Raw genomic sequence first — 21,898 nt, forward strand, 5'->3', positions numbered from 1 at the left:
AAGCGGGGCAAAAGGCACAAAACAACAACTATTTTACAAATTGGCGACCTGGCAGGCTGCTTTATCGCCCCTTTAAATGATATACTGCCTGTCGTTCGTTCAAAAATAGTTGATAATTACAACATTCCCTTGAATTGAAACGCTTTCCTTCGATATTCGCAACTGGAACACGCACGCTATGAGTAAACCCATTGTGATGGAACGCGGTGTTAAATACCGCGATGCCGATAAAATGGCCCTTATCCCGGTTAAAAACGTGGCTACAGAGCGCGAGGCGCTGTTAAGAAAACCGGAATGGATGAAAATCAAACTTCCGGCCGACTCTTCGCGTATCCAGGGGATCAAAGCGGCGATGCGCAAAAATGGCCTTCACTCCGTCTGTGAAGAGGCCTCCTGCCCTAACCTTGCTGAATGTTTCAATCACGGTACCGCGACATTTATGATTCTGGGTGCCATCTGCACCCGCCGCTGTCCGTTCTGTGACGTTGCCCATGGCCGTCCTGTTGCGCCTGACGCAAACGAACCGCAAAAACTGGCGCAGACGATTGCCGATATGGCGCTGCGTTATGTTGTTATCACCTCCGTTGACCGTGACGATCTGCGCGATGGCGGTGCTCAGCATTTTGCTGACTGTATTACCGCCATCCGCGAAAAAAGCCCGAACATTAAGATTGAGACGCTGGTGCCGGACTTCCGTGGCCGTATGGATCGCGCGCTCGATATCCTGACCGCGACGCCACCAGACGTATTCAACCACAACCTGGAGAACGTACCGCGTATCTACCGTCAGGTACGTCCCGGTGCAGACTACAACTGGTCGCTGAAGCTGCTGGAGCGCTTTAAAGAAGCCCATCCGCATATTCCAACCAAGTCCGGCCTGATGGTCGGCCTGGGTGAAACCAACGCTGAGATCATTGAAGTGATGCGCGATCTGCGCCGCCACGGCGTCACCATGCTGACGCTGGGCCAGTACCTCCAGCCAAGCCGTCACCACCTGCCTGTACAGCGTTACGTGAGCCCGGATGAGTTCGATGAAATGAAAGCCGAAGCGATGGCGATGGGCTTTACCCATGCCGCGTGCGGTCCGTTTGTTCGCTCCTCTTATCACGCCGATATGCAGGCGAAGGGCGAAGAAGTGAAATAAAGCTGTAAAATTTATTTACAGTAAAACAAAAAACCGGCCTCGTGAGCCGGTTTTTTTATGCAAGCCTTGCAGCATTGCCATTACTCTTTGTGTGAAAGCTTCTGTGCAGTGATGTCATCTTCGGCGCTTTTCTTTGCTGCCGCGTCGTCATCGTTCATTGCTTTCTTAAAGCCCTTAATGGCAGCACCCAGGTCTCCACCCAGCGTGCGTAACTTCTTGGTACCGAACAGCAGGACGACCAGTGCGGCAACCACCAGCAGTTTGGTAATACTAATCTCACCCATAAATACCTTCTTTACATGAAACAGGCTGCATTCCGCCAAAAAACCTGAACGTATTAACGGTCATTTGGCGCGTGCACACAATAGCAATCTGTAACAAGGTGAATCAAGCATTGTTGAAAAAAACATCACATTAATTGCGGTGGCGCAAACCTGCGGTTGCGCAGAACAGGTAATTGCTGACGCGCAAGCGCTATTCGGGCGGAAATTATCTCCGTCAGCAATAACGCAGGCGTCTCCGCTGCTGCCGCAACCGTCACCCCCAGCGGATCGACAACCCTGCTCTGCCCGATATTTTTGTTACCACATTCACCCGCGGCTACCACGTAACAGGTGGTATCCAGCGCACGTGCTGCCAGCAGCGTCGCCCAGTGATGCTCCTTAAGCGGTCCTTTGACCCACGCGGCAGGCAGAACCAGCACCTCGGCCCCCTGCAATGCCAGGTTCAGCGCCAGCTCGGGAAAACGGATATCGTAGCAGGTCATCAGGCCAATCTTAACACCCTCGACCTCAATCAGCGGCGGAATTACACTCCCCGGATCGACCAGGCGCGACTCCTGAACGCTGAACGCATCATACAGATGAAGTTTGGCGTAGCTCGCGACGATGGCACCCTCACGTATCGCCACCAGCGTGTTTACCGCGCGCCCCGGCGAGGACGGAACATGGACCGTCAATATGGTGGTGAGCGTGTTGCCAACGCTTTCGGCCAGCAGTCGTTTCAGAAACGCCCCTTCCAGCGTTTGCGCAGACTTTACCGACAGGTCTGGATCGCCATCATCACGGGCCAGTAACGCCTCGGGAAGTACCAGCAACGACGCCCCCTTTTGCTTCGCCTGATGCATCAGGGAGACGCATTTTTCCGCGTTTTCATTCCAGTCCGGCGTCACCGCGAACTGCCCTACTGCAACATACATAATTGTCTCCCGGTTAAAAACAGCGTTACACTCGACGCACTTACACAGCAAATAGCAGGTATTGACAGTGTTACAACTACTTATAGCCGTTTTTATTGGTGGAGGCACGGGTAGCGTTGCGCGGTGGCTCTTAAGCATGCGGTTTAACCCCCTGCATCAGGCCATTCCGATGGGGACACTGGCGGCAAATCTGATCGGGGCGTTTATTATTGGGATGGGGCTGGCCTGGTTTAATCGCATGACCAACATCGACCCTATGTGGAAGGTTCTGATTACAACTGGTTTCTGCGGCGGCTTAACAACGTTTTCTACCTTCTCTGCGGAGGTGGTCTTTCTGTTTCAGGAAGGCCGGATGGGCTGGGCGCTGACCAACATTGCCGTTAACATGCTTGGCTCGTTTGCGATGACTGCGATCGCATTCTGGTTATTTTCCTCCGCCAGCGGACATTAAGCGCGGCAACCTTAATGTTGGCTTAATTTTTCTCTGTCACTCTTGGCTCAATATTGAACGAGGGTGATAGCATGAAAGAAACTCTGTCAGGCGTGGGTATGGTATTGCTAAGCGTCGCGATCGTCGCCAGCTTCCTGAAGATCTATCTTATTGGTTGATTCAGAACGAAAAAAACCCGCTCATTGAGCGGGTTTTGAAATTCTTGCTGACGCGTCTGAATTACAGAGCGATTACGTTAGCAGCAGAAGGGCCTTTGGCACCGTTAGTGATTTCGAACTCTACGCGCTGACCTTCAGCCAGAGTTTTGAAACCATTAGACTGGATTGCAGAGAAGTGTACGAACACGTCTTTGCTGCCATCTTCAGGAGTAATGAAACCGAATCCTTTGGACTCATTAAACCACTTAACGTTACCTTTAATCTTAGACATCAAAATTACCTTTACATTAAAAAACGACACAAATGCTGTGTCGGGTATCAGTACAACAATTGTGAGGCGTTTTGTCCAGCGGATCTTTGATAAAAAGTGACAAAAGTCGCGTTAATTTTCGCTGTTCGATTTTTATCCTTTACATTTCAATGTCTGTGCGTTTTTTGGCCGATTTAGCAGAAAAATTCAGTTAAAACTGAAACCGCATCCAGGCAAAGTAAACGTTACCGTTGTTATAGGTACCCGGTATGTAGGTCATCTGAAACGTTGCCGGACCATAGCCGATGGAGGCAAGCGGCAGCAGTACCGGAACAGGAATGTATTTCCAGTTATCACGCGCCGTGAACCCTGCCGTATAGCCCAGCCCCAGACGGAAGTTGTCGTCTGATAACGGACGCCAGGTTTTTTCCCAGCCGTAGCCACCAATAGGCTCCCATTTATTGTAGGAGTCCTTAAACGCCATCAGGTACAGGCCATGCCAGTTACCTTTTTCATCCCAGCGAGACTGACCGAAGCCGGCCCCCCACGGACGCTCGTTATAACGGTCAGTTTTTTCTTTATCGTAGGCAAAACGTGCATGCCACGTAATGGCCGGAATATAGAGATCGTAATGCTCAGGTTCGTTCCATGTTTGCGCGACGTTATCCGTGAAGGTGGTGAACCAGCCTTTATCCGCTGTATTGCTGTCTGCATTAACCGCAGACGCAAACGATAACTGCCCAATAATAAACAACAAAATCAGGGGGAATTTAATTCGTACAATCACAATGCCATTACCATATTTAGTATTCGGTGCAGACCTTAACACAGAATACTTGAATGAACGCTTAACAGCATGGGTGTTATTCCTAATTACCATCCCGTTCCTGGGAATAATCTGAGGATACATAAACTGCATGCCTGAATAAGCACATGCAGTTGACATATTTAACGTTGATGTAACAATTTGTAGAGTGCGGGAATAACTAACATCGATAATAACGGTGCCGTTACCATGCCACCAATCATCGGCGCGGCAATACGTTGCATCACCTCCGAACCACTCCCACTCCCCCACATAATGGGCAGCAGTCCTGCCATAATAGTGGCGACCGTCATCACCTTCGGACGCACGCGCAGCACGGCACCTTCGTGGATCGCCCGCATCAGCACCGTATTTCCCCCTTCTGGCTCCAGCCTGTGATATTTATCGAGCGCATGATTCAAATAAAGAACCATAATTACGCCGAATTCTGCCGCCACCCCGGAAAGGGCGATAAAGCCAACGGCCCCCGCCACTGACAAATTATATTCAAGCAGCCACAATAACCACACGCCCCCAATAAGCGCAAACGGCAATGTCCCCATTATTATCAGGACATTTGATATCCGCCTGAAGGTTAACCATAAAAGGACGAATATAATCATCAGCGTGACAGGTAAGACTATTTTGAGCGTCGCGGTCGCTCGTTCCAGATATTCAAACTGCCCGGACCAGGAGAGAGACACGCCCTGCGGCAATACCACCTTCTCCTCCACCCGTTTTTGCATTTCATCCACGGCGGACTTCAGATCGCGCCCGCGCAAGTCCACGTAGATCCAGCTGGAAAGGCGCGCGTTTTCACTTTTTAGCATCGGTGGGCCTTCCGTCACGACGATATCGGCCAATTCCCCCAGCGCCACCTGGCTACCGCTGGCGGTCACTACCGGCAACACCCGCAACGTGTCGACGTTATCACGCAAATCGCGGGGATAACGCAGGTTGATGGGATACCGCTCGCGTCCCTGGATCACCTCGCCAATGTTATCACCCCCGACCAGCGTGGAGACCAGGCTTTGCAGTTCATCGACGGAAACGCCGAAGCGCGCGGCTTTTTGCCGGTCGATACGTATATCCACGTAGCGCCCGCCTTCCAGACGCTCCGCCAGCGCAGAGGAAACGCCAGGAACGTCCTTCACCACCTGCTCAATCTGCCGGGCCACGCGCTCAATGTCGGCAATATTATTGCCGTTCACCTTAATGCCGACCGGGCTTTTGATCCCGGTTGCTAGCATGTCCAGGCGGTTACGGACAGGCGGCACCCACACATTGGCAATACCCGGCAGCGACACGGTTTTATCAAGCTCCTCCACCAGCTTTTGCGGCGTCATTCCTGGCCGCCACTGCTCGCGGGGCTTAAAGTGAATGGTTGTTTCCAGCATGGTTAATGGCGCGGGATCGGTTGCCGACTCCGCGCGACCGGCTTTGCCAAACACGCTCGCGACCTCCGGTACGCTTTTGATCAAGCGGTCCGTCTGCTGAAGCAGCCGCGATGCCTCGCGAGCAGAGATCCCCGGCAGCGTGGAGGGCATATAGAGTAAATCCCCTTCATCCAGCGGCGGCATAAATTCGCTTCCCAGGCGGCTCAGCGGCCAGAGCGTGGCGATCAGCAGCAGACATGCCAGTGCCAGCGTCATTTTCGGGAAGGTCAGTACCTTGTCCAGCAGCGGCTCATACAGGCGGATCAGGAGGCGGTTGATCGGGTTTGCCTTCTCATCCGGGATTTTCCCGCGAATGAAAAAGCCCATTAGCACCGGCACCAGGGTGATCCCAAGCCCGGCGGCCACGGCCATCGACCAGGTTTTGGTGAACGCCAGCGGCGAGAACATTCGCCCCTCCTGCGCTTCCAGCGAAAAAACCGGTATAAATGACAGCGTGATGATTAACAGGCTGCAAAACAGCGCCGGTCCCACTTCAACCGCCGCCTTTTCCGCCAGACGCCAGTATTCCCCCGACGCGGGCTCCTTGCCCGGATTATCATGCCGCCACTGCTCCAGCACCTTGTGCATGTTTTCAATCATCACAATTGCCGCATCCACCATCGCCCCGATGGCAATGGCGATCCCGCCGAGCGACATCATATTCGCGTTAATGCCCTGATAGTGCATCACCACAAAAGCACCGAGGATCCCCAGCGGCAGAGAGACCATCGCCACCAGCGCGGAGCGCAGGTGGAACAGGAACAGCGCGCACACCAGTACCACCACGGCAAACTCTTCGAGCAGCTTGTGCGTCAGCGTTTTGACCGATTCCTCAATCAGCGTGGAACGATCGTAGACCGGAACAATCTCGACGCCCTGCGGCAGCGTTTTTTGCAGCTTGCTCAGTTTCGCTTTTACCGCACGAAGCGTTTCCAGCGCATTCTGCCCGTAGCGCATCACGATCACGCCGCCAGTGACCTCCCCTTCACCGTTAAGCTCCGCCACGCCCCGGCGGATCTCCGGGCCAATGCCAATGGTGGCGACATCTTTCAGCAGGACAGGTACGCCATCGCGGGTGGCGATCACCACATTGCGAAAATCCTCCAGCGAGCGCAAATAGCCCGTTGTCCGCACCATATACTCCGCTTCGCTCATCTCCAGCAGGGCGCCGCCGCTCTCTTTATTGGCGGCCTGCACCGCGCCCGATAGCTGGCTGTGGGTAATATTCAGCGCGCGCATCTTCGCCGGGTCCGCCACGATCTGATACTGACGCACCATTCCGCCAATGCTTGCCACTTCAGATACATTCGGTACCGTCTTAAGCTCGAACTTAAGCGTCCAGTCCTGAAGGGCCCGCAGATCTGCCAGGCTGTGTTTTCCACTACGGTCGATCAGCGCATATTCGTAGATCCAGCCCACGCCCGTCGCATCTGGCCCCAGCGACACCTTCACGCCTGGCGGAAACTGCGCCTGTACCTGGCTTAAATATTCCAGCACCCGGGATCGCGCCCAGTAGAGATCGGTGCCATCCTCAAACAGCACATACACATAAGCGTCACCAAACATTGAAAAACCACGCACGGTTTTAGCTCCCGGCACAGACAACATGGAGGTTGTCAGGGGCCAGGTCACCTGATCTTCAATCACCTGCGGCGCTTTTCCGGGGTAACTCGCTTTGATAATGACCTGCACATCAGACAGATCGGGCAACGCGTCCAGCGGCGCGCGCTGCACCGCCCACCAGCCCCAGCCGGCCATCATCAGCGCGGCCAGGATCACCAGCAGGCGGTTACGCAACGAGGCGCGAATCACAGCGGCAATCATGGCGTCACCTCCGGCATCACGCTACGCAGGCTGGCTTCGGAATCAATGAGGAATTGCCCGGACGTCACCACCTTATCGCCCTCTTTGACCCCGGACAGGATCGCCGTCCAGCCCTGCGCCGTCAGGCCGGTTGTCACCGTCACAGGCTGGAAATAACCGTCCCCGGTGGCCAGCAGCAGACGCGCAGACTCTCCGCTGTTAATCACCGCCTCTTCCGGCACCGCCAGCACCGGCGGGCCTTTCATCTCTTCCGCACGCCTGACGGAGAGGTACATGCCTGGCTTCAGCTTATGTGCGGTATTTTCCAGCACGATACGGGCTTTCAGGGTTCGCGTGGTCGCCTCCATCTGCGGCAGCAATTCGCTGACCGTGCCGTGGAATTGCTCCCCCGGCCAGCTTTCTGACGTTGCTACCACGTTGCTGCCCACTGCCAGAGACTGCGCCTGCGTTTGCGGGTAATCGACCACCAGCCAGACCGGATCGAGGCTGGCGATCTCAAACAGCGGCGCCGTTGCGGTGATTTGCGCCCCTTCCCGCGCGTCCAGCTTCACCACATAGCCCGCCCGGTCAGCGCGCAGGGTGAGCGTGGTCTGCGGCTTACCGCTACGCTCCAGCAAACGAATGACCTCTTCCGGCATAAACTGCAACGCCAGCCGCTCGCGTGCGGCGCGGGTCAATGCGGCATCGCCAAGCTGACGAACCGCAAGATACTCCTGCTGGGCGGTGGTCCACTGCGGGATCCACAGTTGCGCCAGCGCCTCTCCGGCTTTCACCTGCTGCTGCGGCGCATTAACAAACAATTTTGACACCACGCCATTGGCCGGGGCTGACACCACCGAGACGTTACGTTCATCCGTTGCAACCGTGGCAAAGGCCGAGAACGGCGAAACCAGCTGGCGCATCTCAACGTTGGCGGTTTTCATCCCCAGGTTTTGCTGCTGTTGAGTGCTGATGGCCACGCCTGACGCCGCCTGCGCTTCATCGGCGTAGCGCGGGACCAGATCCATATCCATAAAGGGGGATTTACCCGGCTTATCGAAGCGCTGACCGGGCACCATAGGGTCGTACCAGTAAAGCACCTTACGTTCAGAGGGTTGTGCAGCCGCAGCCGGTTGATGCGTCTGCTTCTTTCCGACAAAATAGCCGCCAGCGGCAGCTATCGCGATGGCAATCGCCATTAACGTTGTTTTTTTCATTGCGCCAGCTCCTGCGGGATCAGCCAGTTCACGGCAGCCCAGGTTCGCGCCATTTCGCGCTCCGCCTGGTTCACCGCCAGTTCCGTATCCAGTACGCCACGACGCGCCTCCAGCAGGGCCGGAAGCGCCGACTGTCCAGAGCGATATTGCGCCGTCAGCACCGCCAGCCGTTGACGTTGCAACGGCAGTACCTCGTCCCGCTGACGCTGCCACACCGTTTGCGCAGCCTGATACTGCGCCACCAGCGTTTGCACCTGGGCAATGTGTTCGCGTTTGAGCAGCGTGAGTTGATCCACCGCCTGCATTGAGCGGGAAACATCGGCGGCGTAATCCTTGTCCTGACGTTTTGACTGGAACAGAGGCAGATCCACGCTGAACATCACGCCAGCCATATCGTCGTAGCCTTCGGCGCGGTGGGCGTAATAGACCTCCACATCCACATCGGGTATCGCCGCCACGGCAGATTGCGCTGAACGCGCTTTCGCGGTCTCGGCTTCACGTCGTGCGGCCTCCACTTCCGGGTGCCTGACGATCCCCTCCTGCAACGTTTTTTCTTCGGCAGGAAGACGCTGATAGCGCGGCAGCGGACCGCGAACCGCCGTAATCGCGTGCCCCGTAAGCTCCAGCAGACGGCTTTGCGCCAGCTGCACATCCCGCTGCGCCAGCGTCTCTTTGTCGCGCATGGCGCTGAGGATCATTTGCAGGGCCAGTACGCTGTCCGGCGTGGCGCTTCCCGCCCCGACGCTCGCCTTCTGCACGCCCCGCTGGCGTTCGGTTTCACGGACCAGCGTTCTGGCCGTGTTCAGCGCCTGCTGGGCCAGCGCCAGATCCAGCCAGGCCTGGGCGGTATCACGCTGAAGCGCGGCGCGGACGGCTTCGGATTTTGCCAGCACGCTTCGCGCCTGCGCCTGAAAGGTCTGCGCTTTACGTTCCCGCTTCTCTGAGCTGACGTAGCTTTGCATGATGCCAACCTTCTGCATGGTCATCCCTTCGCGCGTCAGCCGCCGATCGTTGCTGCCCTGTACCGGCACGTTTTCGATGCCGAATTTCAGTTTTGGGTCAGGTAATTGCCTGGCGGAATCCGCCATCGCATCCAGCGCCTGCGCTTCGTTACGGCTGGCGGAGAGTTCTGCTGAGTAGCGCTGGGCTTCGGTGAGGGTGTGTTCGAGCGTCCACGGCTCCGCCTGCGCGGCGGAGGTTAACAGGCCGAACAACACCCCACCGAGCCACAGGCTCAGTGTGTGTTGTTTCATGGTGACCTCGCTTAGCGTGCTGGCGTCAGCGAGATAATCTGGAAACCGTCACCCGCACGCTCAAGCGTGAAGGTCACTTCATCCCCTGGTTTGGCGTCACTCAGCGTGGCGCCGGCAGATAAAGTAAACGGCATGGTCATTGCTGGCCATTTTAGTTCCGGTATGGCCTCGTGCCGGAGCATGACGGCGCTGTCAGAGATCGACTGAACCACGCCGTGGCCCTGCCAGGTCTGGTTTGCCTGAACGGTATAAGAAGCGAAAGAGACGGACGCGCCAACCAGCACGGAAAGGAATATAGTACGCATGAAAAAAACTCCTGTTAAACGTTAAGTAAATAAAATCAACGAATTAACAGGTTTTTACTCCCGAAACCGGCAGTAGCGGATCGTTGCCGGCGGCCCCACAGCAGGGGGGGTAACGGACCACGCAGAATGGCTTGCAGACGAGCACTCTGGGGTCGTTAAGGTCAGGGTCATGGCGGCAGGCAGCGCCACCAGATGCGGCTGGGCAGGATCTTTTTGTACCTGATCCGGCACACAATGCTTTTCACACAGCGGTGAAGCACCGGCAGCATAATGCGGCCCCGGTTGCGCCATCATCTCCATATGCTGGATAGTGGCCACCTCACCGCGCAAATCCATTGAACATTGATGGGAGGCGACGGCCACCTGACTCTGGATCAACAGCCAGCCAAACGCCAGCAAAAACATCAGCAGATGTTTTTTTATAAAGCGCAGGCGATATGTCCAGCTGGCGTGCATATTCAGATCGTCGGATAGGGTAAAAGTGAACCGAGTATAAGCAGGCAAAAGAATGAAAGAGAAGTGGTTTTAAAGAGATTTACGTTTTAAATCGATTCTCGGCAAGTAATACTCAAAACCTTAACACTTCACCATCAATTTAATGACATATAATATCTATTCATCAGGTCAATAACGTCTTAATATAAATGACGCAGGGTTAGCAAAAATATCGTCATCAGTGCCTTTAGTAGTCTCTTTCTTGATTTTAATCAGCAAGGACTGGACATTTATTCGGCACATTTCAGCTTCTTTTTTATTGATTATTTGTCTCTCGGGCAGCAAGGATACAGGGGAAATCATGCTTACTTTTCTCGAACTCCTCATTGGAGTCGTGGTCATTGTTGGTGTAGCACGCTACATCATTAAAGGTTACTCAGCCACCGGCGTGCTATTTGTCGGCGGCCTGACGCTGCTGATCATTAGCGCGCTAATGGGTCATCAGGTTTTACCCGCCAGCGAAGCCAGTACCGGATATACCGCTACCGATATTGTGGAATATATAAAAATTCTGCTGATGAGCCGCGGCGGCGATCTGGGCATGATGATCATGATGCTCTGCGGATTTGCTGCCTATATGACCCATATCGGCGCGAATGATATGGTGGTAAAGCTGGCTTCTAAGCCGCTGCAATATATTAATTCCCCCTATCTGCTGATGGTCGCGGCCTATTTCCTGGCCTGTCTGATGTCATTAGCCGTTTCCTCAGCAACGGGCCTTGGCGTGCTGTTAATGGCAACGTTGTTCCCGGTAATGGTTAATGTCGGGATCAGCCGTGGCGCAGCGGCGGCTATTTGCGCCTCTCCGGCGGCGATTATTCTCTCCCCTACTTCCGGTGACGTAGTGCTGGCCGCAAAAGCCGCGGAAATGTCGTTGATTGACTTCGCCTTCAAAACCACACTGCCGATCTCCATCACCGCTATTCTCGGCATGGGCGTGGCGCATTTCTTCTGGCAGCGCTATCTCGATAAGAAAGAGAACGTCAGCCACGAAATGATGGACGTCAGCGAAATCACCACTACCGCCCCGGCGTTTTATTCCATCCTGCCCTTCACGCCGATTATTGGCGTGCTTATTTTCGACGGCAAATGGGGCCCGCAGCTGCACATCATCACTATCCTGGTGATCTGTATGCTGCTGGCGGCCATCCTGGAATTCGTTCGTGGTTTTAACACCCAGAAAGTATTCACGGGTCTGGAAGTTGCTTTCCGCGGTATGGCGGATGCCTTCGCGGGCGTGGTGATGCTGCTGGTTGCCGCGGGGGTGTTTGCCCAGGGGCTGAGCACCATCGGCTTTATTCAGAGCCTGATCTCTATCGCCACCTCGTTCGGCTCGGCCAGCATTATCCTGATGCTGGTGCTGGTGGTGCTGACCATGCTGGCGGCGATGACCACCGGCTCCGGTAACGCGCCGTTCTACGCCTTTGTTGAGATGATCCCTAAGCTGGCGCACTCCTCCGGCATCAACCCGGCTTACCTGTCCATTCCGATGCTTCAGGCCTCCAACCTGGGCCGTACCATTTCTCCGGTATCGGGCGTGGTGGTTGCGGTTGCGGGGATGGCGAAAATCTCTCCGTTTGAAGTGGTAAAACGCACGTCAGTGCCGGTGCTGGTTGGCCTGATTATCGTTATTATCGCCACCGAAGTGCTGGTTCCCGGCGCTGCCTAAGCGAAATTCCTGATTTCCAAAAAGCGCCTGTGGGCGCTTTTTGTGCTTTAATAACCCCCAGAAATTAATCGCGCCCAACCAATCAGGAAAGCAAATGTTCAGGAAGGATATCGTTATCCCGTCTGGCGCAGTAGCGCTTGCACTCTGTGTCTTCTCAATTCAGGCAGATCCGCTTAAGCCAACCCAGTACGGCGATTTCGATCGCTACGTTCTGGCCCTTTCCTGGCAAACCGGATTTTGCCAGAGCATGGTCGAACGTAACCGTGACGAACCGGAAGAGTGTCGCCTGCAAAAAGAGAGCAGCAACAAAACCGATTTTCTGACCGTCCACGGCTTATGGCCCGCGCTGCCGAAATCTATTGCCGCTCGCGGAGTGGATGAACGCCGCTGGATGCGCTTCGGCTGTGCCACTCGTCCGGTTCCAAATATGCCGGAAGCAAAAGCCAGCCGCAAATGTGACGCCGCAGAGACCGGACTATCGCTAACCGGCGCGGCGAAGCTGAACAGCGTGATGCCCGGCGCGGGCGGCAACTCCTGCCTTGAACGTTATGAATACGCGAAACACGGCGTCTGCTTTGGTTTTGATCCCGACGCTTACTTCGGCACCATGGTGCGCATGAACCAGGAAGTGAAGCACAGCGCGGCAGGAAAATTTCTGGCAGAAAACTATGGCAAAACCGTCCGCCGCAGCGACTTCGATGCCGCCGTGGCCAAAAGCTGGGGGAAACAGAGCGTAAAAGCGTTCAAGCTTACCTGCCACGGCAATCCGGCTTATCTGACCGAGATGCAGATCTCGCTGAACGCCAGCACCATCAACAACCCGCTCTCTGCCGGCTCCTTTGCGCCACAGCCGCATCCGGGCAACTGCGGCAAACAGTTTGTCATTGATAAAGCCGGTTACTGATGCTGCGCCGGGCACCTTTTTGCCCGGTTTTTCATTGATTTCCGTTATATGACGATTAACCTCACACTTCCGCTCACACGCATCATTTTTCCAGCTAAAGCATTATTAATCCGGTAAACATCACTGAAACCTCCCCGCCATAATCATGGCGTTAACTACAGGAGGAATTTCACATGGCTAAAAAACTGATTGCACTGTGCGCCTGCCCGATGGGCCTGGCACATACCTTCATGGCAGCCCAGGCGCTGGAAGACGCGGCGACGGAAGCCGGTTATGAGGTAAAAATTGAAACCCAGGGCGCGGACGGGATCCAGAATCGCCTGACCCCGCAGGATATTGCCGACGCTGACATTATTATCCACGCCATCGCGATCACCCCGGAAGACAATGAGCGCTTCGAAACGCGCGACGTGTATGAGATTACGCTTCAGGACGCCATTAAAAACGCGGCAGGCACCCTGAAAGAGATCGAAGAGATGATTGCAGCAGAACAATAATAATCCTCACACCCAGGGGTTTTCGTCATGGCTATTAAAAAACGCAGCGCGGTTCGCCCGGACAGTCACGAGGGTGACACACTTGCCATCAAATCCGCACCGGTTGCCGCCGGTGCGTCTTTCTGGAAAGAGCTTCCACAGCACATTATGTCGGGGATATCCCGCATGGTGCCAACGCTTATCATGGGCGGGGTTATCCTCGCCATTTCACAGCTCATCGCCTACGTCTGGCTGGAGATCCCGCCTGACACCGGTATTCTCGACGCGCTTAACTCTGGCAAATTCACCGGTTTCAATCTCTCGGTATTGAAATTTGGCTATCTGACCGAATCGTTCGGCGGGCTGCTGTTCAGCTTCGCCATCCCGATGTTTGCCGCCTTTGTCGCCAACTCTATCGGCGGAAAGCTGGCCTTCCCGGCCGGGTTTATCGGTGGCCTTGTCGCCACGCAGCCGACGCTGGTGCTGAACTTTGATGCGGAAAAACTGACCTGGCTTGCCACCAAACCCGTGCCCTCCACGTTTATTGGCGCGCTGATTATCGCCATAGCCGCAGGCTATCTGGTCAAATGGCTGAATAGCCGTATTAACGTACCGCAGTACCTGCTGGCCTTTAAAAGCACCTTTCTGATCCCAATCCTCTCGGCGCTGTTTGTGATGCTGGCGATGTATTACATCATCACGCCGATTGGCGGCTGGCTGAATGCAGGTATGCGGACCGTACTGCTGGCGGCGGGTCAGGCGGGCTCCATGATGTACGCCATCGGGATGGCGGCGGCCACGGCGATTGATCTTGGCGGCCCCATTAACAAAGCGGCGGGATTTGTTGGCCTGGGGCTGACAACCGATCATGTCCTGCCCATCACCTCCCGCGCCGTGGCGATTGTTATTCCGCCCATTGGTCTGGGGCTGGCCACGCTGATTGACCATCGTCTGACCGGCAAACGCCTGTTTAGTCCGCAGCTTTATCCGCAAGGCAAAACGGCCATGTTCCTCGCCTTTATGGGCATCAGTGAAGGGGCCATCCCGTTCCTGCTGGAAAATCCGCTTGCGACGCTGCCGGCGTATATGGCGGGTGCGATCGCGGGTGCGATGACCGCCACCGCGCTCGGTGCCGTGCAGTGGTTCCCTGAATCGGCGATCTGGGCGTGGCCGCTGGTCACCAATCTGGGGGCGTACATGCTCAGTATTGTGGTCGGGGCGGCGATCACCGCGCTGTTGGTCGTGATTATTCGTAACAGTTTGCACAAGCGCGGAAAACTCGCTATCGACACGCTGTAACGGGGTGAACCATGGAATTACTGAGAAGGCTTCGTGCCTGGCTGGCTGCGGAAAAACTGGACGGCGTGCTCATCTCTTCGCGCCAGAATAAACAGCCGCACCTGGGCATTTCAACCGGTTCGGGATATGTGCTGGTGACACAAACCGCGGCACATATCCTAGTGGATTTCCGTTACTACAGCGATATCGCTTCACGAGCGGCGGGCTATGAAATGCACCTGCTTAACACGGAGAACCCGTTTGCGCAGGCGGTGAAACAGATTATTGCGAAGGAAGATCTTACCCGTCTTGGCTTTGAGGGTGAATACGTGAGCTGGCAAACAGGCGTGCTGTGGCGCGATACGCTGGATACCACCCTTTGCAGCACCTCGCTCGACGCGCTGCGGCAGATAAAAACCGCTGACGAAATCGACCGTATCCGTGCAGCATGCGGCATTGCCGACCGCGCCGCACAGCACATCCGGCGTTTCATTCAGCCCGGTATGCGCGAGCGTGAAGTCGCTGCCGAGCTGGAGTGGTTTATGAAGCAGGAGGGTGCGGACAAGCCCTCTTTCGACACCATTGTCGCCAGCGGGCCGCGCGGTGCGCTGCCCCACGGCAAAGCCTCTGACAAAGTGATTATGCCTGGCGAGATGATCACCCTTGATTTCGGCGCCCAACACCAGGGGTATTGCTCGGATATGACAAGGACCTTTCTTGTCGCCGGGCAAAACACGCCGCCGGAGGAGCACCCTCTCTATGCGGTGTACCAGATCGTTCTGGCGGCACAACAGGCGGCCATTGATGCCATCCGCCCCGGCGTTTCCTGTCATCAGATCGATAGCGCCGCACGTTCCGTGATTGAACGTGCAAGTTACGGTCCGCAGTTCGGGCATAACACCGGCCATGCCATTGGTATTGATGTCCATGAAAATCCACGTTTTTCCCCTACCGACCGCACCCCGTTGCAGCCCGGCATGGTGCTGACCGTTGAACCGGGGATCTACCTTGAACACCTGGGCGGGGTACGAATTGAAGATGTGGTGCTGGTGACGGAAACGGGCGCCGAGGTGCTTTATACCCTCGACAAACGGCTATTGCTGACGGGAGAACAAGAGTGGACAGAGATTTACTGCGCGCCCTGAGCGAAGCAGACGCCATTGCGGCCTCAGAGCAAGAGGTGCGCGACATCCTGCTCAGTGAGGCGCAAAAATACCATAAAGAGGTTCAGTTTGATGGGCTGGGTTCCGTGCTTATCCGCGTCAACCAGAGCCGGGGCCCGAAGGTGATGGTCTGCGCCCATATGGATGAAGTCGGTTTTATGGTGCGTAGCGTCTCGCGCGAAGGGGCCATTGATGTCCTGCCCATCGGCAACGTGCGCATGATGGCCCGTACCCTTCAGCCGGTGCGCATCACCACGCGTAACGGGGAAAAAATACCGGGCCTGCTGGATGGAGATCTGAAAGGAGAAAACGTTGACAATTTGCGTGTCGACATTGGCGCGACGTCGGCGGAGGAGGTGTTCGCCGCCGGTATCGACGCAGGCGACCGCGTGGCGTTCGATACACCCTTTCAGACCCTTCCCCACAATCGGGTGATGGGTAAAGCCTTCGACGATCGTCTCGGCTGTTACCTGCTGATCGCGCTGCTGCGTGAGCTGCACCAGACGCCGCTCGACTGCGAGCTTTGGCTGGTGGCCAGCTCAAGTGAAGAGGTCGGCCTGCGCGGCGGCCAGACCGCCACGCGCGCCATTCATCCTGATATCGCGCTGGTGCTGGATACCGCCTGCTGGTCAAAAAATTTCGATTATGGCAGCGCCAACCATCGCCAGATCGGTGCGGGCCCGATGCTGGTGCTGTACGACAAAACGCTCATCGCCCCAGCCAAACTGATTGCGCTGGCTGAGACGATCGCGCGCTCGCAAGGGATCCCGCTGCAAAAAGACATGTTCAGCAACGGCGGAACGGACGGCGGGGCGATCCATCTCTCCGGCACTGGCGTGCCGACTCTTGTGCTTGGTCCCCCAACCCGACACGGGCACTGCGCGGCATCCATTGCCGACGAAAAAGACATTCATCACACCCAACAACTGCTTGTCGCGCTTGTGGCATGCATGAACCGTGAGACCGTGGATCATCTGACGGACTTCAAATGCTGATCTCACGCGGCCAGGAGGAAGTATGCTTTCAATTGAATTTTTCTGCCCACTGCCCAACGGCCTGCATGCGCGTCCGGCCTGGGCGTTAAAAGAGCAGTGCAGCGCATGGCGCAGCGACATCCGTTTTATCCACAAACGGCTTAACACTCACGCGGATGCCAAAAGCTCGCTGGCGCTGATCAGTACCGGTACGCTGTTTAATGACAGCTGCGTGCTGGAAATTAACGGCAGCGACGAGGAGCAGGCCCGACGCGTGCTGGAGGCGTATCTCACCGGCGCGTTTATCGACAGCGACAGTATTCCCTCCGGCGACGCGCCGCACGTTGCGCATCCCCTGCCCCGTTCGCTTGTAAGGCTTGCTCCCCACCTTCAGCACGGCATTACGCTCGCCAGTGGCATCGGGGCTGGCACTCTGCGAGGCTGGCAGAGCGATAACCTCAAACGTTATTGTCAGATCCCCGCCTCGCCGGAAGATATTACCCGCCTGGAACACAGCCTGGCGACGCTGGCTGAACAGCTCAACCACCGCCTGCGCGGGCTGGACGGCGAGAGTAAAACCATTCTCAGTGCGCATCTTTCGCTGATCCAGGATGAGGAGTTTGGCGGCACCATACGCCGACTGATCGCCGAGGAGCGGCTAAGCCTTGCGGAGGCGATCATTCGTAATATGGAGCTGATCTGCGACAAGCTGTCGCTCTCCGCCAGCGACTACCTGCGTGAACGCGTCAGCGATATTCGAGACATCAGCGAGCAGCTTCTTAACATTACCTGGCCGGCGTTGCAGCAAACCTCCGCATTCACCCTCAGCGCTCCCACTATTCTGGTGGCGGAAGATCTGACGCCCAGCCAGTTTCTCAGCCTCGACACGCAGTATCTGAAAGGCATGGTGCTTGAAAAAACAGGCCGGACGTCGCATACGCTGATACTGGCACGCGCGGCCTCCGTGCCTGTGCTGAGTGGTTTAACGGTCGCCTCGCTGGCGCCGTTGATGGGAAAAGAGGTCATTCTGGACGGCATCTGTAGCGTGCTGGTCGTTGAACCCAACGACGCGGTGAATGATTACTACAGCGTGGCGCAGCGCCTTGCCGACCGACGCCACCAGCAGCAGATCAAAGATGCGGGTCTTCCAGCGCTCACCCGCGACAACGTACCGGTAGAGATTGCCGCCAACATCGGCAGCGCGCTGGAAGCGCCCGGGGCGTTTACCTGCGGCGCGCAGGGTATCGGGCTGTTTCGCACTGAAATGCTGTATATGGACAGAGACTCCGCGCCGGACGAGCAGGAGCAATTCGAAGCCTATCAGCAGGTGCTGCTCTCCGCGCAGGGCAAGCCGGTCATCTTTCGCACAATGGACATCGGCGGCGATAAGCAGATCCCTTACCTGAACATACCCCAGGAAGAAAACCCGTTCCTCGGCTATCGTGCCGTTCGTATTTATCCCGAATTTGCCGATCTCTTCCGCACCCAACTGCGCGCGATCTTACGCGCAGGTGCCAGCGGCAATGCGCTGTTGATGATCCCGATGGTGCACAGTCTCGATCAGATTTTATGGATCAAACAGGAGCTGCAAAACGTTCGTGACGCCCTGGCCTCACAGGGGTTACGTCACACCGCGCACCTGCCGCTGGGGATCATGGTTGAAGTGCCTTCAGTCTGCTTTATCATCGATCACTTCTGCGAAGAGGTGGATTTCTTCAGTATCGGCTCGAACGATATGACTCAGTATCTCTACGCTGTCGATCGCAACAACCCGCGCGTTTCGGCGCTGTATAACCCCATCACACCATCTTTTTTACGCATGGTTCGCCAGATAGTCACCGCAGCGCATCGTTACGGGAAATGGGTCGGCATTTGCGGGGAACTTGGCGGAGAGCAGCGCTACCTCCCTCTTCTGCTTGGTCTGGGCTTAGATGAGTTCAGCATGAGCGGGCCGCGCATCCCTGCGGTAAAAACCCAGCTGCGTCAGCTGGACATGGCGGCCTGCCGGGCGCTGGCAGATAAGGCCTGCGACAGCCGCAGCGCAGAGGAAATTGAAGCTCTGCTGGCGGATTTCACACCGGAAGCGCCGCCGCGTCCCTTGCTGGCGCTGGAGACTATCGTGGTCAATGAGCCGCTGACCTCAAAAGAGCAGGTGCTTCAGTTCTTATGCGGAAATCTTGCGATTCATGGCAGGACCGAAAACCCGCTGGAGCTTGAAGAAGATCTCTGGCAACGCGAAGAGATTGTCACCACCGCCGTCGGGTTTGGCGTGGCGATCCCTCACACCAAATCGCAATGGATACGCCACTCCAGCATCAGCATTGCCCGGCTGGACAAGGCGATTGACTGGGAGTCGGATTTGGGCGACGTCGAGCTGGTGATCATGCTGACGCTCGGCGCTCAGGAAGGGATTAATCACGTGAAGGTCTTTTCCCAGCTGGCGCGGAAGCTGGTCAATAAAACGTTTCGCGAGTCGCTGTTTGCAGCAACGACGCCGCAAAGTATCCTGGATCTGCTGAACGCTGAAATCACGTTCTGACTGTCACTGAAAGCGTGCGCGATACTCCCCCGGCGTCAGGCCAAACTGGCGCCGGAACAGACGGCTAAAATAGTCGCTATCGGCATAGCCGCAGCGCTTCGCCACTTCCCCCACCGGCAGGTGGTATTTTTGCAGGATGGTTCTCGCCTTCGCCATACGCACCCAACGAACGTAATCCACAAAACTCATCGTCCCCTGTTGGGAGAACAGGCGTGACAGATGGTTAGCCGAAATATTAAACAGCGCGGCGACGCTGTCCCGCGACAGGGATTCAGCATAGTTTTCCTGCACCCAGTTACAAATGCTCTGATAGAGGAAATCCCCGCGCGACAGTCCCGGTTCAGGCAGCGACGACACCACTTTCCGGCACCAATGCAGCAGGCTCAGCACCAGCGGTTGAATAATGGCCTGATCCTGCGGGGAAGCGCTCAGGTGCGTCAGGGCCATCAGCATCGCAGCACATTCGCCTCGTTCAGGATGAGGAAGCTCAACGTGTCGCTGCGCAGGCACGGAGCGCCCATGACGGGTATCATGAAACACCAGCCCCAGCCACGACGGCGCAAAAAGAATGCTCAGCAGCATGACCGGTCGTTCAAACACCGGGACGCTGGCGGCCTGGGCGGGAAGAAACAGCATTTCCCCCTGGCAGAGGGTCTGGTGCCCGGTAACCAGTTTGTTGCCATATTCCCCGCGAAGAACGACATCAAGCCGTGGCCAGTCGCGGCTCACGCTTCCGACAGCGTCAGACGCGCCACGTTGAGCAAACCAGACTCGCCCCAGCTGCTGTGGGTTGAGCACCAGGCCGCTCAACAGATCGGCAAAAAACTGCTGATCGGCGGGCAACAGGGTTACGTGCATATCACCCCCTGCGCGCATCCGGGCGTACCAGATCGAAGCGATGGCTGTCACTGATGGCGTAGTAGGCCGTCGGTCCACCCGCACGCAGAATGGGCTGCGCTTTCGCGGTCTGGTAAATCCCCTCTTCCAGCAAACTCTCGGCGATATGGACGCCCACGACTTCGCCGAGCACCAGCCAGGTATCAATCGGTGTCCCATCCGCGCCGGTAAGCTGAATGCACTGTGACAATCGACACTCGAAATTCACCGGGCTTTCCGCCACGCGCGGCGAGCTCACAAGCTGGCTGGCTACGGGCGTCAGGCCTGCAAAGGTAAATTCATCCTCGCCATGAGGGAGCGTGGCGGAGGTTTCATTCATCGCCTCGGCCAGATCGCGCGTTGCGAGGTTCCAGACAAACTCCCCCGTTTCGGTAATATTCCGCACGCTATCCTTCCAGCCGTTGCTGGAAAAACCAATGATCGGTGGGCGATAGTTAAAGCAGTTAAAGAAGCTGTACGGGGCAAGGTTCAGTTGACCGGCCTTATCACAGGATGAGATCCAGCCAATCGGACGTGGACCGATAATGGCGTTCAGCGGGTCGTGCGGCAGGCCGTGCCCCTGAGACGGTTGGTAAAAGTACATATCGCTCTCTCTACGCTGGGGCTGCAACGCGCATTGCCCGGGTTCAGTCTTTCCAGCGTAACGAAATTTCCGTTCAGCGTGAATCGGGACGCCGGGTTTATTGCCAAAAATTCATATGGCGCATGATTGTGACCTTCATCACTTCAAACTTACGGTTTCAGACAGTATCATCAGATAAGTTAAACCCTCGCTGCCAGACGGCGAGGGTTTTCTTTTGGATTGGTTTCTGCGTTACACGCAGCATTAACGACATGGAGTAAAAATGTCCAGACCTACGATTATCATCAATGAACTCGACGCAGAACGTATTGACCGACTGTTGGAGAAACCAGAATTCGCCTCGCTGCCGGTAGCCGATGCGCTGAACGAAGAGCTCGACCGGGCGCAGATGTGTACGCCTGAGACCATGCCGCATGATGTGGTCACCATGAACAGCCAGGTGAAGTTCCGCAACCTGACCACCGGAGAGGAGCTCACTCGTACGCTGGTCTATCCGGCGCAGATGACCGACAGCAGCACGCAACTGTCGGTGCTGGCACCCGTGGGCGCAGCGCTGCTTGGACTGCGCACGGGCGATACCATCCACTGGGAACTCCCGGGCGGCGCCTCAGCTCACCTGGAAGTGCTTGAGCTGCTCTACCAGCCCGAAGCCGCTGGCGATTACCTGCGTTAATCCCTTCTGAACAAGCGACCCCGCTTTGCACAGAGGATGCACCCGCATCCTCTTTCCGCAAATTCACCCTATTGTGCTATACCGGACAAAAACCGCTTAATCCACGCTTAGTCTGTTGTAGTGCCGTGGGGACGGTCATGGGTGAGATACTTGTTATCACACTGGTTTTTCTCATCATCCTGGCGATCCTCGTCGTGGCGGTGCTGTATCTTGAGCGCCACTGGTGA

General features: G+C 56.2%; 22 protein-coding genes. 11 read left to right on the forward strand and 11 right to left on the reverse strand.

From position 1 onward, the window contains the following. The first annotated feature begins 178 nt into the window (after positions 1-178). Entirely contained in the window at positions 179-1,144 is a 966-nt protein-coding gene (gene lipA / locus INF61_RS08255; RefSeq protein ID WP_006809637.1) for a lipoyl synthase, read from the forward strand. A gap of 80 nt (positions 1,145-1,224) precedes the next feature. Here the strand turns inward: lipA and tatE are convergent, their stop codons facing one another. Together tatE and INF61_RS08265 are read right to left on the reverse strand one after the other, a co-directional pair. Then, complete coding sequence (gene tatE, locus INF61_RS08260) at positions 1,225-1,428, reverse strand: twin-arginine translocase subunit TatE (protein ID WP_003858723.1); 204 nt, start codon at positions 1,426-1,428, stop codon at positions 1,225-1,227. A gap of 125 nt (positions 1,429-1,553) precedes the next feature. After that, complete coding sequence (locus INF61_RS08265) at positions 1,554-2,342, reverse strand: deaminated glutathione amidase (protein WP_063136443.1); 789 nt, start codon at positions 2,340-2,342, stop codon at positions 1,554-1,556. Positions 2,343-2,409: 67 nt separating this feature from the next. Here INF61_RS08265 and crcB point away from each other — a divergent pair, with 67 nt between their 5' ends. Beyond that, positions 2,410-2,793, forward strand: a complete 384-nt coding sequence (crcB, locus tag INF61_RS08270) for a fluoride efflux transporter CrcB (protein ID WP_017382474.1) — start codon at positions 2,410-2,412, stop codon at positions 2,791-2,793. Positions 2,794-3,012: 219 nt separating this feature from the next. Here the strand turns inward: crcB and cspE are convergent, their stop codons facing one another. The 7 genes from cspE to INF61_RS08305 all read right to left on the reverse strand — a co-directional run bounded on the left by cspE (position 3,013) and on the right by INF61_RS08305 (position 10,476). Next, positions 3,013-3,222: a transcription antiterminator/RNA stability regulator CspE gene (cspE, locus tag INF61_RS08275; RefSeq protein WP_002439184.1), complete on the reverse strand. Its 210-nt coding sequence runs from the start codon at positions 3,220-3,222 to the stop codon at positions 3,013-3,015. A 190-nt stretch (positions 3,223-3,412) separates the two neighbouring features. Next, entirely contained in the window at positions 3,413-3,988 is a 576-nt protein-coding gene (gene pagP, locus INF61_RS08280) for a lipid IV(A) palmitoyltransferase PagP (RefSeq protein ID WP_017382475.1), read from the reverse strand. A gap of 161 nt (positions 3,989-4,149) precedes the next feature. Continuing rightward, complete coding sequence (locus tag INF61_RS08285) at positions 4,150-7,266, reverse strand: efflux RND transporter permease subunit (protein ID WP_193547682.1); 3,117 nt, start codon at positions 7,264-7,266, stop codon at positions 4,150-4,152. Further along, entirely contained in the window at positions 7,263-8,462 is a 1,200-nt protein-coding gene (locus INF61_RS08290; protein WP_193547683.1) for an efflux RND transporter periplasmic adaptor subunit, read from the reverse strand. Before INF61_RS08290 ends, INF61_RS08285 begins: the two co-directional genes overlap by 4 nt. Beyond that, on the reverse strand, positions 8,459-9,715 hold the full coding sequence (locus tag INF61_RS08295; RefSeq protein ID WP_047734252.1) for a TolC family protein: 1,257 nt from the start codon (positions 9,713-9,715) through the stop codon (positions 8,459-8,461). The genes INF61_RS08290 and INF61_RS08295 overlap by 4 nt, the downstream gene beginning before the upstream one ends. 11 nt (positions 9,716-9,726) lie before the next feature. Further along, a complete protein-coding gene (locus INF61_RS08300; RefSeq protein WP_193547684.1) occupies positions 9,727-10,020 on the reverse strand; it encodes a copper-binding protein in 294 nt (97 codons plus the stop codon). Positions 10,021-10,074: 54 nt separating this feature from the next. Further along, positions 10,075-10,476 carry a hypothetical protein gene (locus INF61_RS08305; protein WP_032620077.1) on the reverse strand — a complete coding sequence of 134 codons (402 nt, stop codon included), beginning with the start codon at positions 10,474-10,476 and terminating at the stop codon, positions 10,075-10,077. Positions 10,477-10,816: 340 nt separating this feature from the next. Here INF61_RS08305 and dcuC point away from each other — a divergent pair, with 340 nt between their 5' ends. The 7 genes from dcuC (at position 10,817) to ptsP (ending at position 19,518) form a co-directional block, all read left to right on the forward strand. Then, positions 10,817-12,184, forward strand: a complete 1,368-nt coding sequence (gene dcuC, locus INF61_RS08310) for an anaerobic C4-dicarboxylate transporter DcuC (RefSeq protein WP_017382481.1) — start codon at positions 10,817-10,819, stop codon at positions 12,182-12,184. 94 nt (positions 12,185-12,278) lie between these two features. Then, positions 12,279-13,088, forward strand: coding sequence for a ribonuclease I (rna, locus tag INF61_RS08315; RefSeq protein ID WP_003858741.1), 810 nt, complete (start codon positions 12,279-12,281; stop codon positions 13,086-13,088). 173 nt (positions 13,089-13,261) lie between these two features. Next, the gene (locus INF61_RS08320; protein ID WP_017382483.1) at positions 13,262-13,585 is read left to right on the forward strand and encodes a PTS fructose transporter subunit IIB; all 324 of its coding nucleotides are present in this window, start codon (positions 13,262-13,264) and stop codon (positions 13,583-13,585) included. Positions 13,586-13,612: 27 nt separating this feature from the next. Beyond that, positions 13,613-14,863 carry a PTS fructose transporter subunit IIC gene (locus INF61_RS08325; protein WP_017382484.1) on the forward strand — a complete coding sequence of 417 codons (1,251 nt, stop codon included), beginning with the start codon at positions 13,613-13,615 and terminating at the stop codon, positions 14,861-14,863. Between the two features lie 11 nt (positions 14,864-14,874). Then, positions 14,875-15,987: an aminopeptidase gene (ypdF, locus tag INF61_RS08330; protein ID WP_047057841.1), complete on the forward strand. Its 1,113-nt coding sequence runs from the start codon at positions 14,875-14,877 to the stop codon at positions 15,985-15,987. Beyond that, positions 15,960-17,000 (forward strand): aminopeptidase, encoded by a 1,041-nt coding sequence (gene ypdE, locus INF61_RS08335; RefSeq protein WP_193547685.1) that lies wholly within the window; start codon positions 15,960-15,962, stop codon positions 16,998-17,000. The genes ypdF and ypdE overlap by 28 nt, the downstream gene beginning before the upstream one ends. Before the next feature lie 22 nt (positions 17,001-17,022). Then, positions 17,023-19,518, forward strand: coding sequence for a phosphoenolpyruvate--protein phosphotransferase (ptsP, locus tag INF61_RS08340; RefSeq protein WP_193547686.1), 2,496 nt, complete (start codon positions 17,023-17,025; stop codon positions 19,516-19,518). A 3-nt stretch (positions 19,519-19,521) separates the two neighbouring features. Here the strand turns inward: ptsP and INF61_RS08345 are convergent, their stop codons facing one another. Next, the gene (locus INF61_RS08345) at positions 19,522-20,394 is read right to left on the reverse strand and encodes an AraC family transcriptional regulator (RefSeq protein ID WP_193547687.1); all 873 of its coding nucleotides are present in this window, start codon (positions 20,392-20,394) and stop codon (positions 19,522-19,524) included. After that, positions 20,378-20,998 (reverse strand): flavin reductase family protein, encoded by a 621-nt coding sequence (locus INF61_RS08350; RefSeq protein WP_003858756.1) that lies wholly within the window; start codon positions 20,996-20,998, stop codon positions 20,378-20,380. The genes INF61_RS08345 and INF61_RS08350 overlap by 17 nt, the downstream gene beginning before the upstream one ends. Before the next feature lie 262 nt (positions 20,999-21,260). Here INF61_RS08350 and rnk point away from each other — a divergent pair, with 262 nt between their 5' ends. After that, positions 21,261-21,671, forward strand: coding sequence for a nucleoside diphosphate kinase regulator (rnk, locus tag INF61_RS08355; RefSeq protein WP_006809650.1), 411 nt, complete (start codon positions 21,261-21,263; stop codon positions 21,669-21,671). A 137-nt stretch (positions 21,672-21,808) separates the two neighbouring features. After that, positions 21,809-21,898, forward strand: a complete 90-nt coding sequence (gene yldA / locus INF61_RS23065; RefSeq protein WP_015571155.1) for a small membrane protein YldA — start codon at positions 21,809-21,811, stop codon at positions 21,896-21,898.

Source organism: Enterobacter cloacae complex sp. P18RS, assembly GCF_014982105.1.
Lineage (GTDB): Bacteria > Pseudomonadota > Gammaproteobacteria > Enterobacterales > Enterobacteriaceae > Enterobacter > Enterobacter hormaechei_C.

Bases quoted from the DNA above. Each gene is read 5' to 3' on its own strand.
- lipA (WP_006809637.1), top strand. From the start codon at position 179: ATGAGTAAACCCATTGTGATGGAACGCGGTGTTAAATACCGCGATGCC.
- tatE (WP_003858723.1), bottom strand. From the start codon at position 1,428: ATGGGTGAGATTAGTATTACCAAACTGCTGGTGGTTGCCGCACTGGTC.
- INF61_RS08265 (WP_063136443.1), bottom strand. From the start codon at position 2,342: ATGTATGTTGCAGTAGGGCAGTTCGCGGTGACGCCGGACTGGAATGAA.
- cspE (WP_002439184.1), bottom strand. From the start codon at position 3,222: ATGTCTAAGATTAAAGGTAACGTTAAGTGGTTTAATGAGTCCAAAGGA.
- INF61_RS08285 (WP_193547682.1), bottom strand. From the start codon at position 7,266: ATGATTGCCGCTGTGATTCGCGCCTCGTTGCGTAACCGCCTGCTGGTG.
- INF61_RS08290 (WP_193547683.1), bottom strand. From the start codon at position 8,462: ATGAAAAAAACAACGTTAATGGCGATTGCCATCGCGATAGCTGCCGCT.
- INF61_RS08295 (WP_047734252.1), bottom strand. From the start codon at position 9,715: ATGAAACAACACACACTGAGCCTGTGGCTCGGTGGGGTGTTGTTCGGC.
- INF61_RS08300 (WP_193547684.1), bottom strand. From the start codon at position 10,020: ATGCGTACTATATTCCTTTCCGTGCTGGTTGGCGCGTCCGTCTCTTTC.
- INF61_RS08305 (WP_032620077.1), bottom strand. From the start codon at position 10,476: ATGCACGCCAGCTGGACATATCGCCTGCGCTTTATAAAAAAACATCTG.
- dcuC (WP_017382481.1), top strand. From the start codon at position 10,817: ATGCTTACTTTTCTCGAACTCCTCATTGGAGTCGTGGTCATTGTTGGT.
- rna (WP_003858741.1), top strand. From the start codon at position 12,279: ATGTTCAGGAAGGATATCGTTATCCCGTCTGGCGCAGTAGCGCTTGCA.
- INF61_RS08320 (WP_017382483.1), top strand. From the start codon at position 13,262: ATGGCTAAAAAACTGATTGCACTGTGCGCCTGCCCGATGGGCCTGGCA.
- INF61_RS08325 (WP_017382484.1), top strand. From the start codon at position 13,613: ATGGCTATTAAAAAACGCAGCGCGGTTCGCCCGGACAGTCACGAGGGT.
- ypdF (WP_047057841.1), top strand. From the start codon at position 14,875: ATGGAATTACTGAGAAGGCTTCGTGCCTGGCTGGCTGCGGAAAAACTG.
- ptsP (WP_193547686.1), top strand. From the start codon at position 17,023: ATGCTTTCAATTGAATTTTTCTGCCCACTGCCCAACGGCCTGCATGCG.
- INF61_RS08345 (WP_193547687.1), bottom strand. From the start codon at position 20,394: ATGCGCGCAGGGGGTGATATGCACGTAACCCTGTTGCCCGCCGATCAG.
- INF61_RS08350 (WP_003858756.1), bottom strand. From the start codon at position 20,998: ATGTACTTTTACCAACCGTCTCAGGGGCACGGCCTGCCGCACGACCCG.
- rnk (WP_006809650.1), top strand. From the start codon at position 21,261: ATGTCCAGACCTACGATTATCATCAATGAACTCGACGCAGAACGTATT.
- yldA (WP_015571155.1), top strand. From the start codon at position 21,809: ATGGGTGAGATACTTGTTATCACACTGGTTTTTCTCATCATCCTGGCG.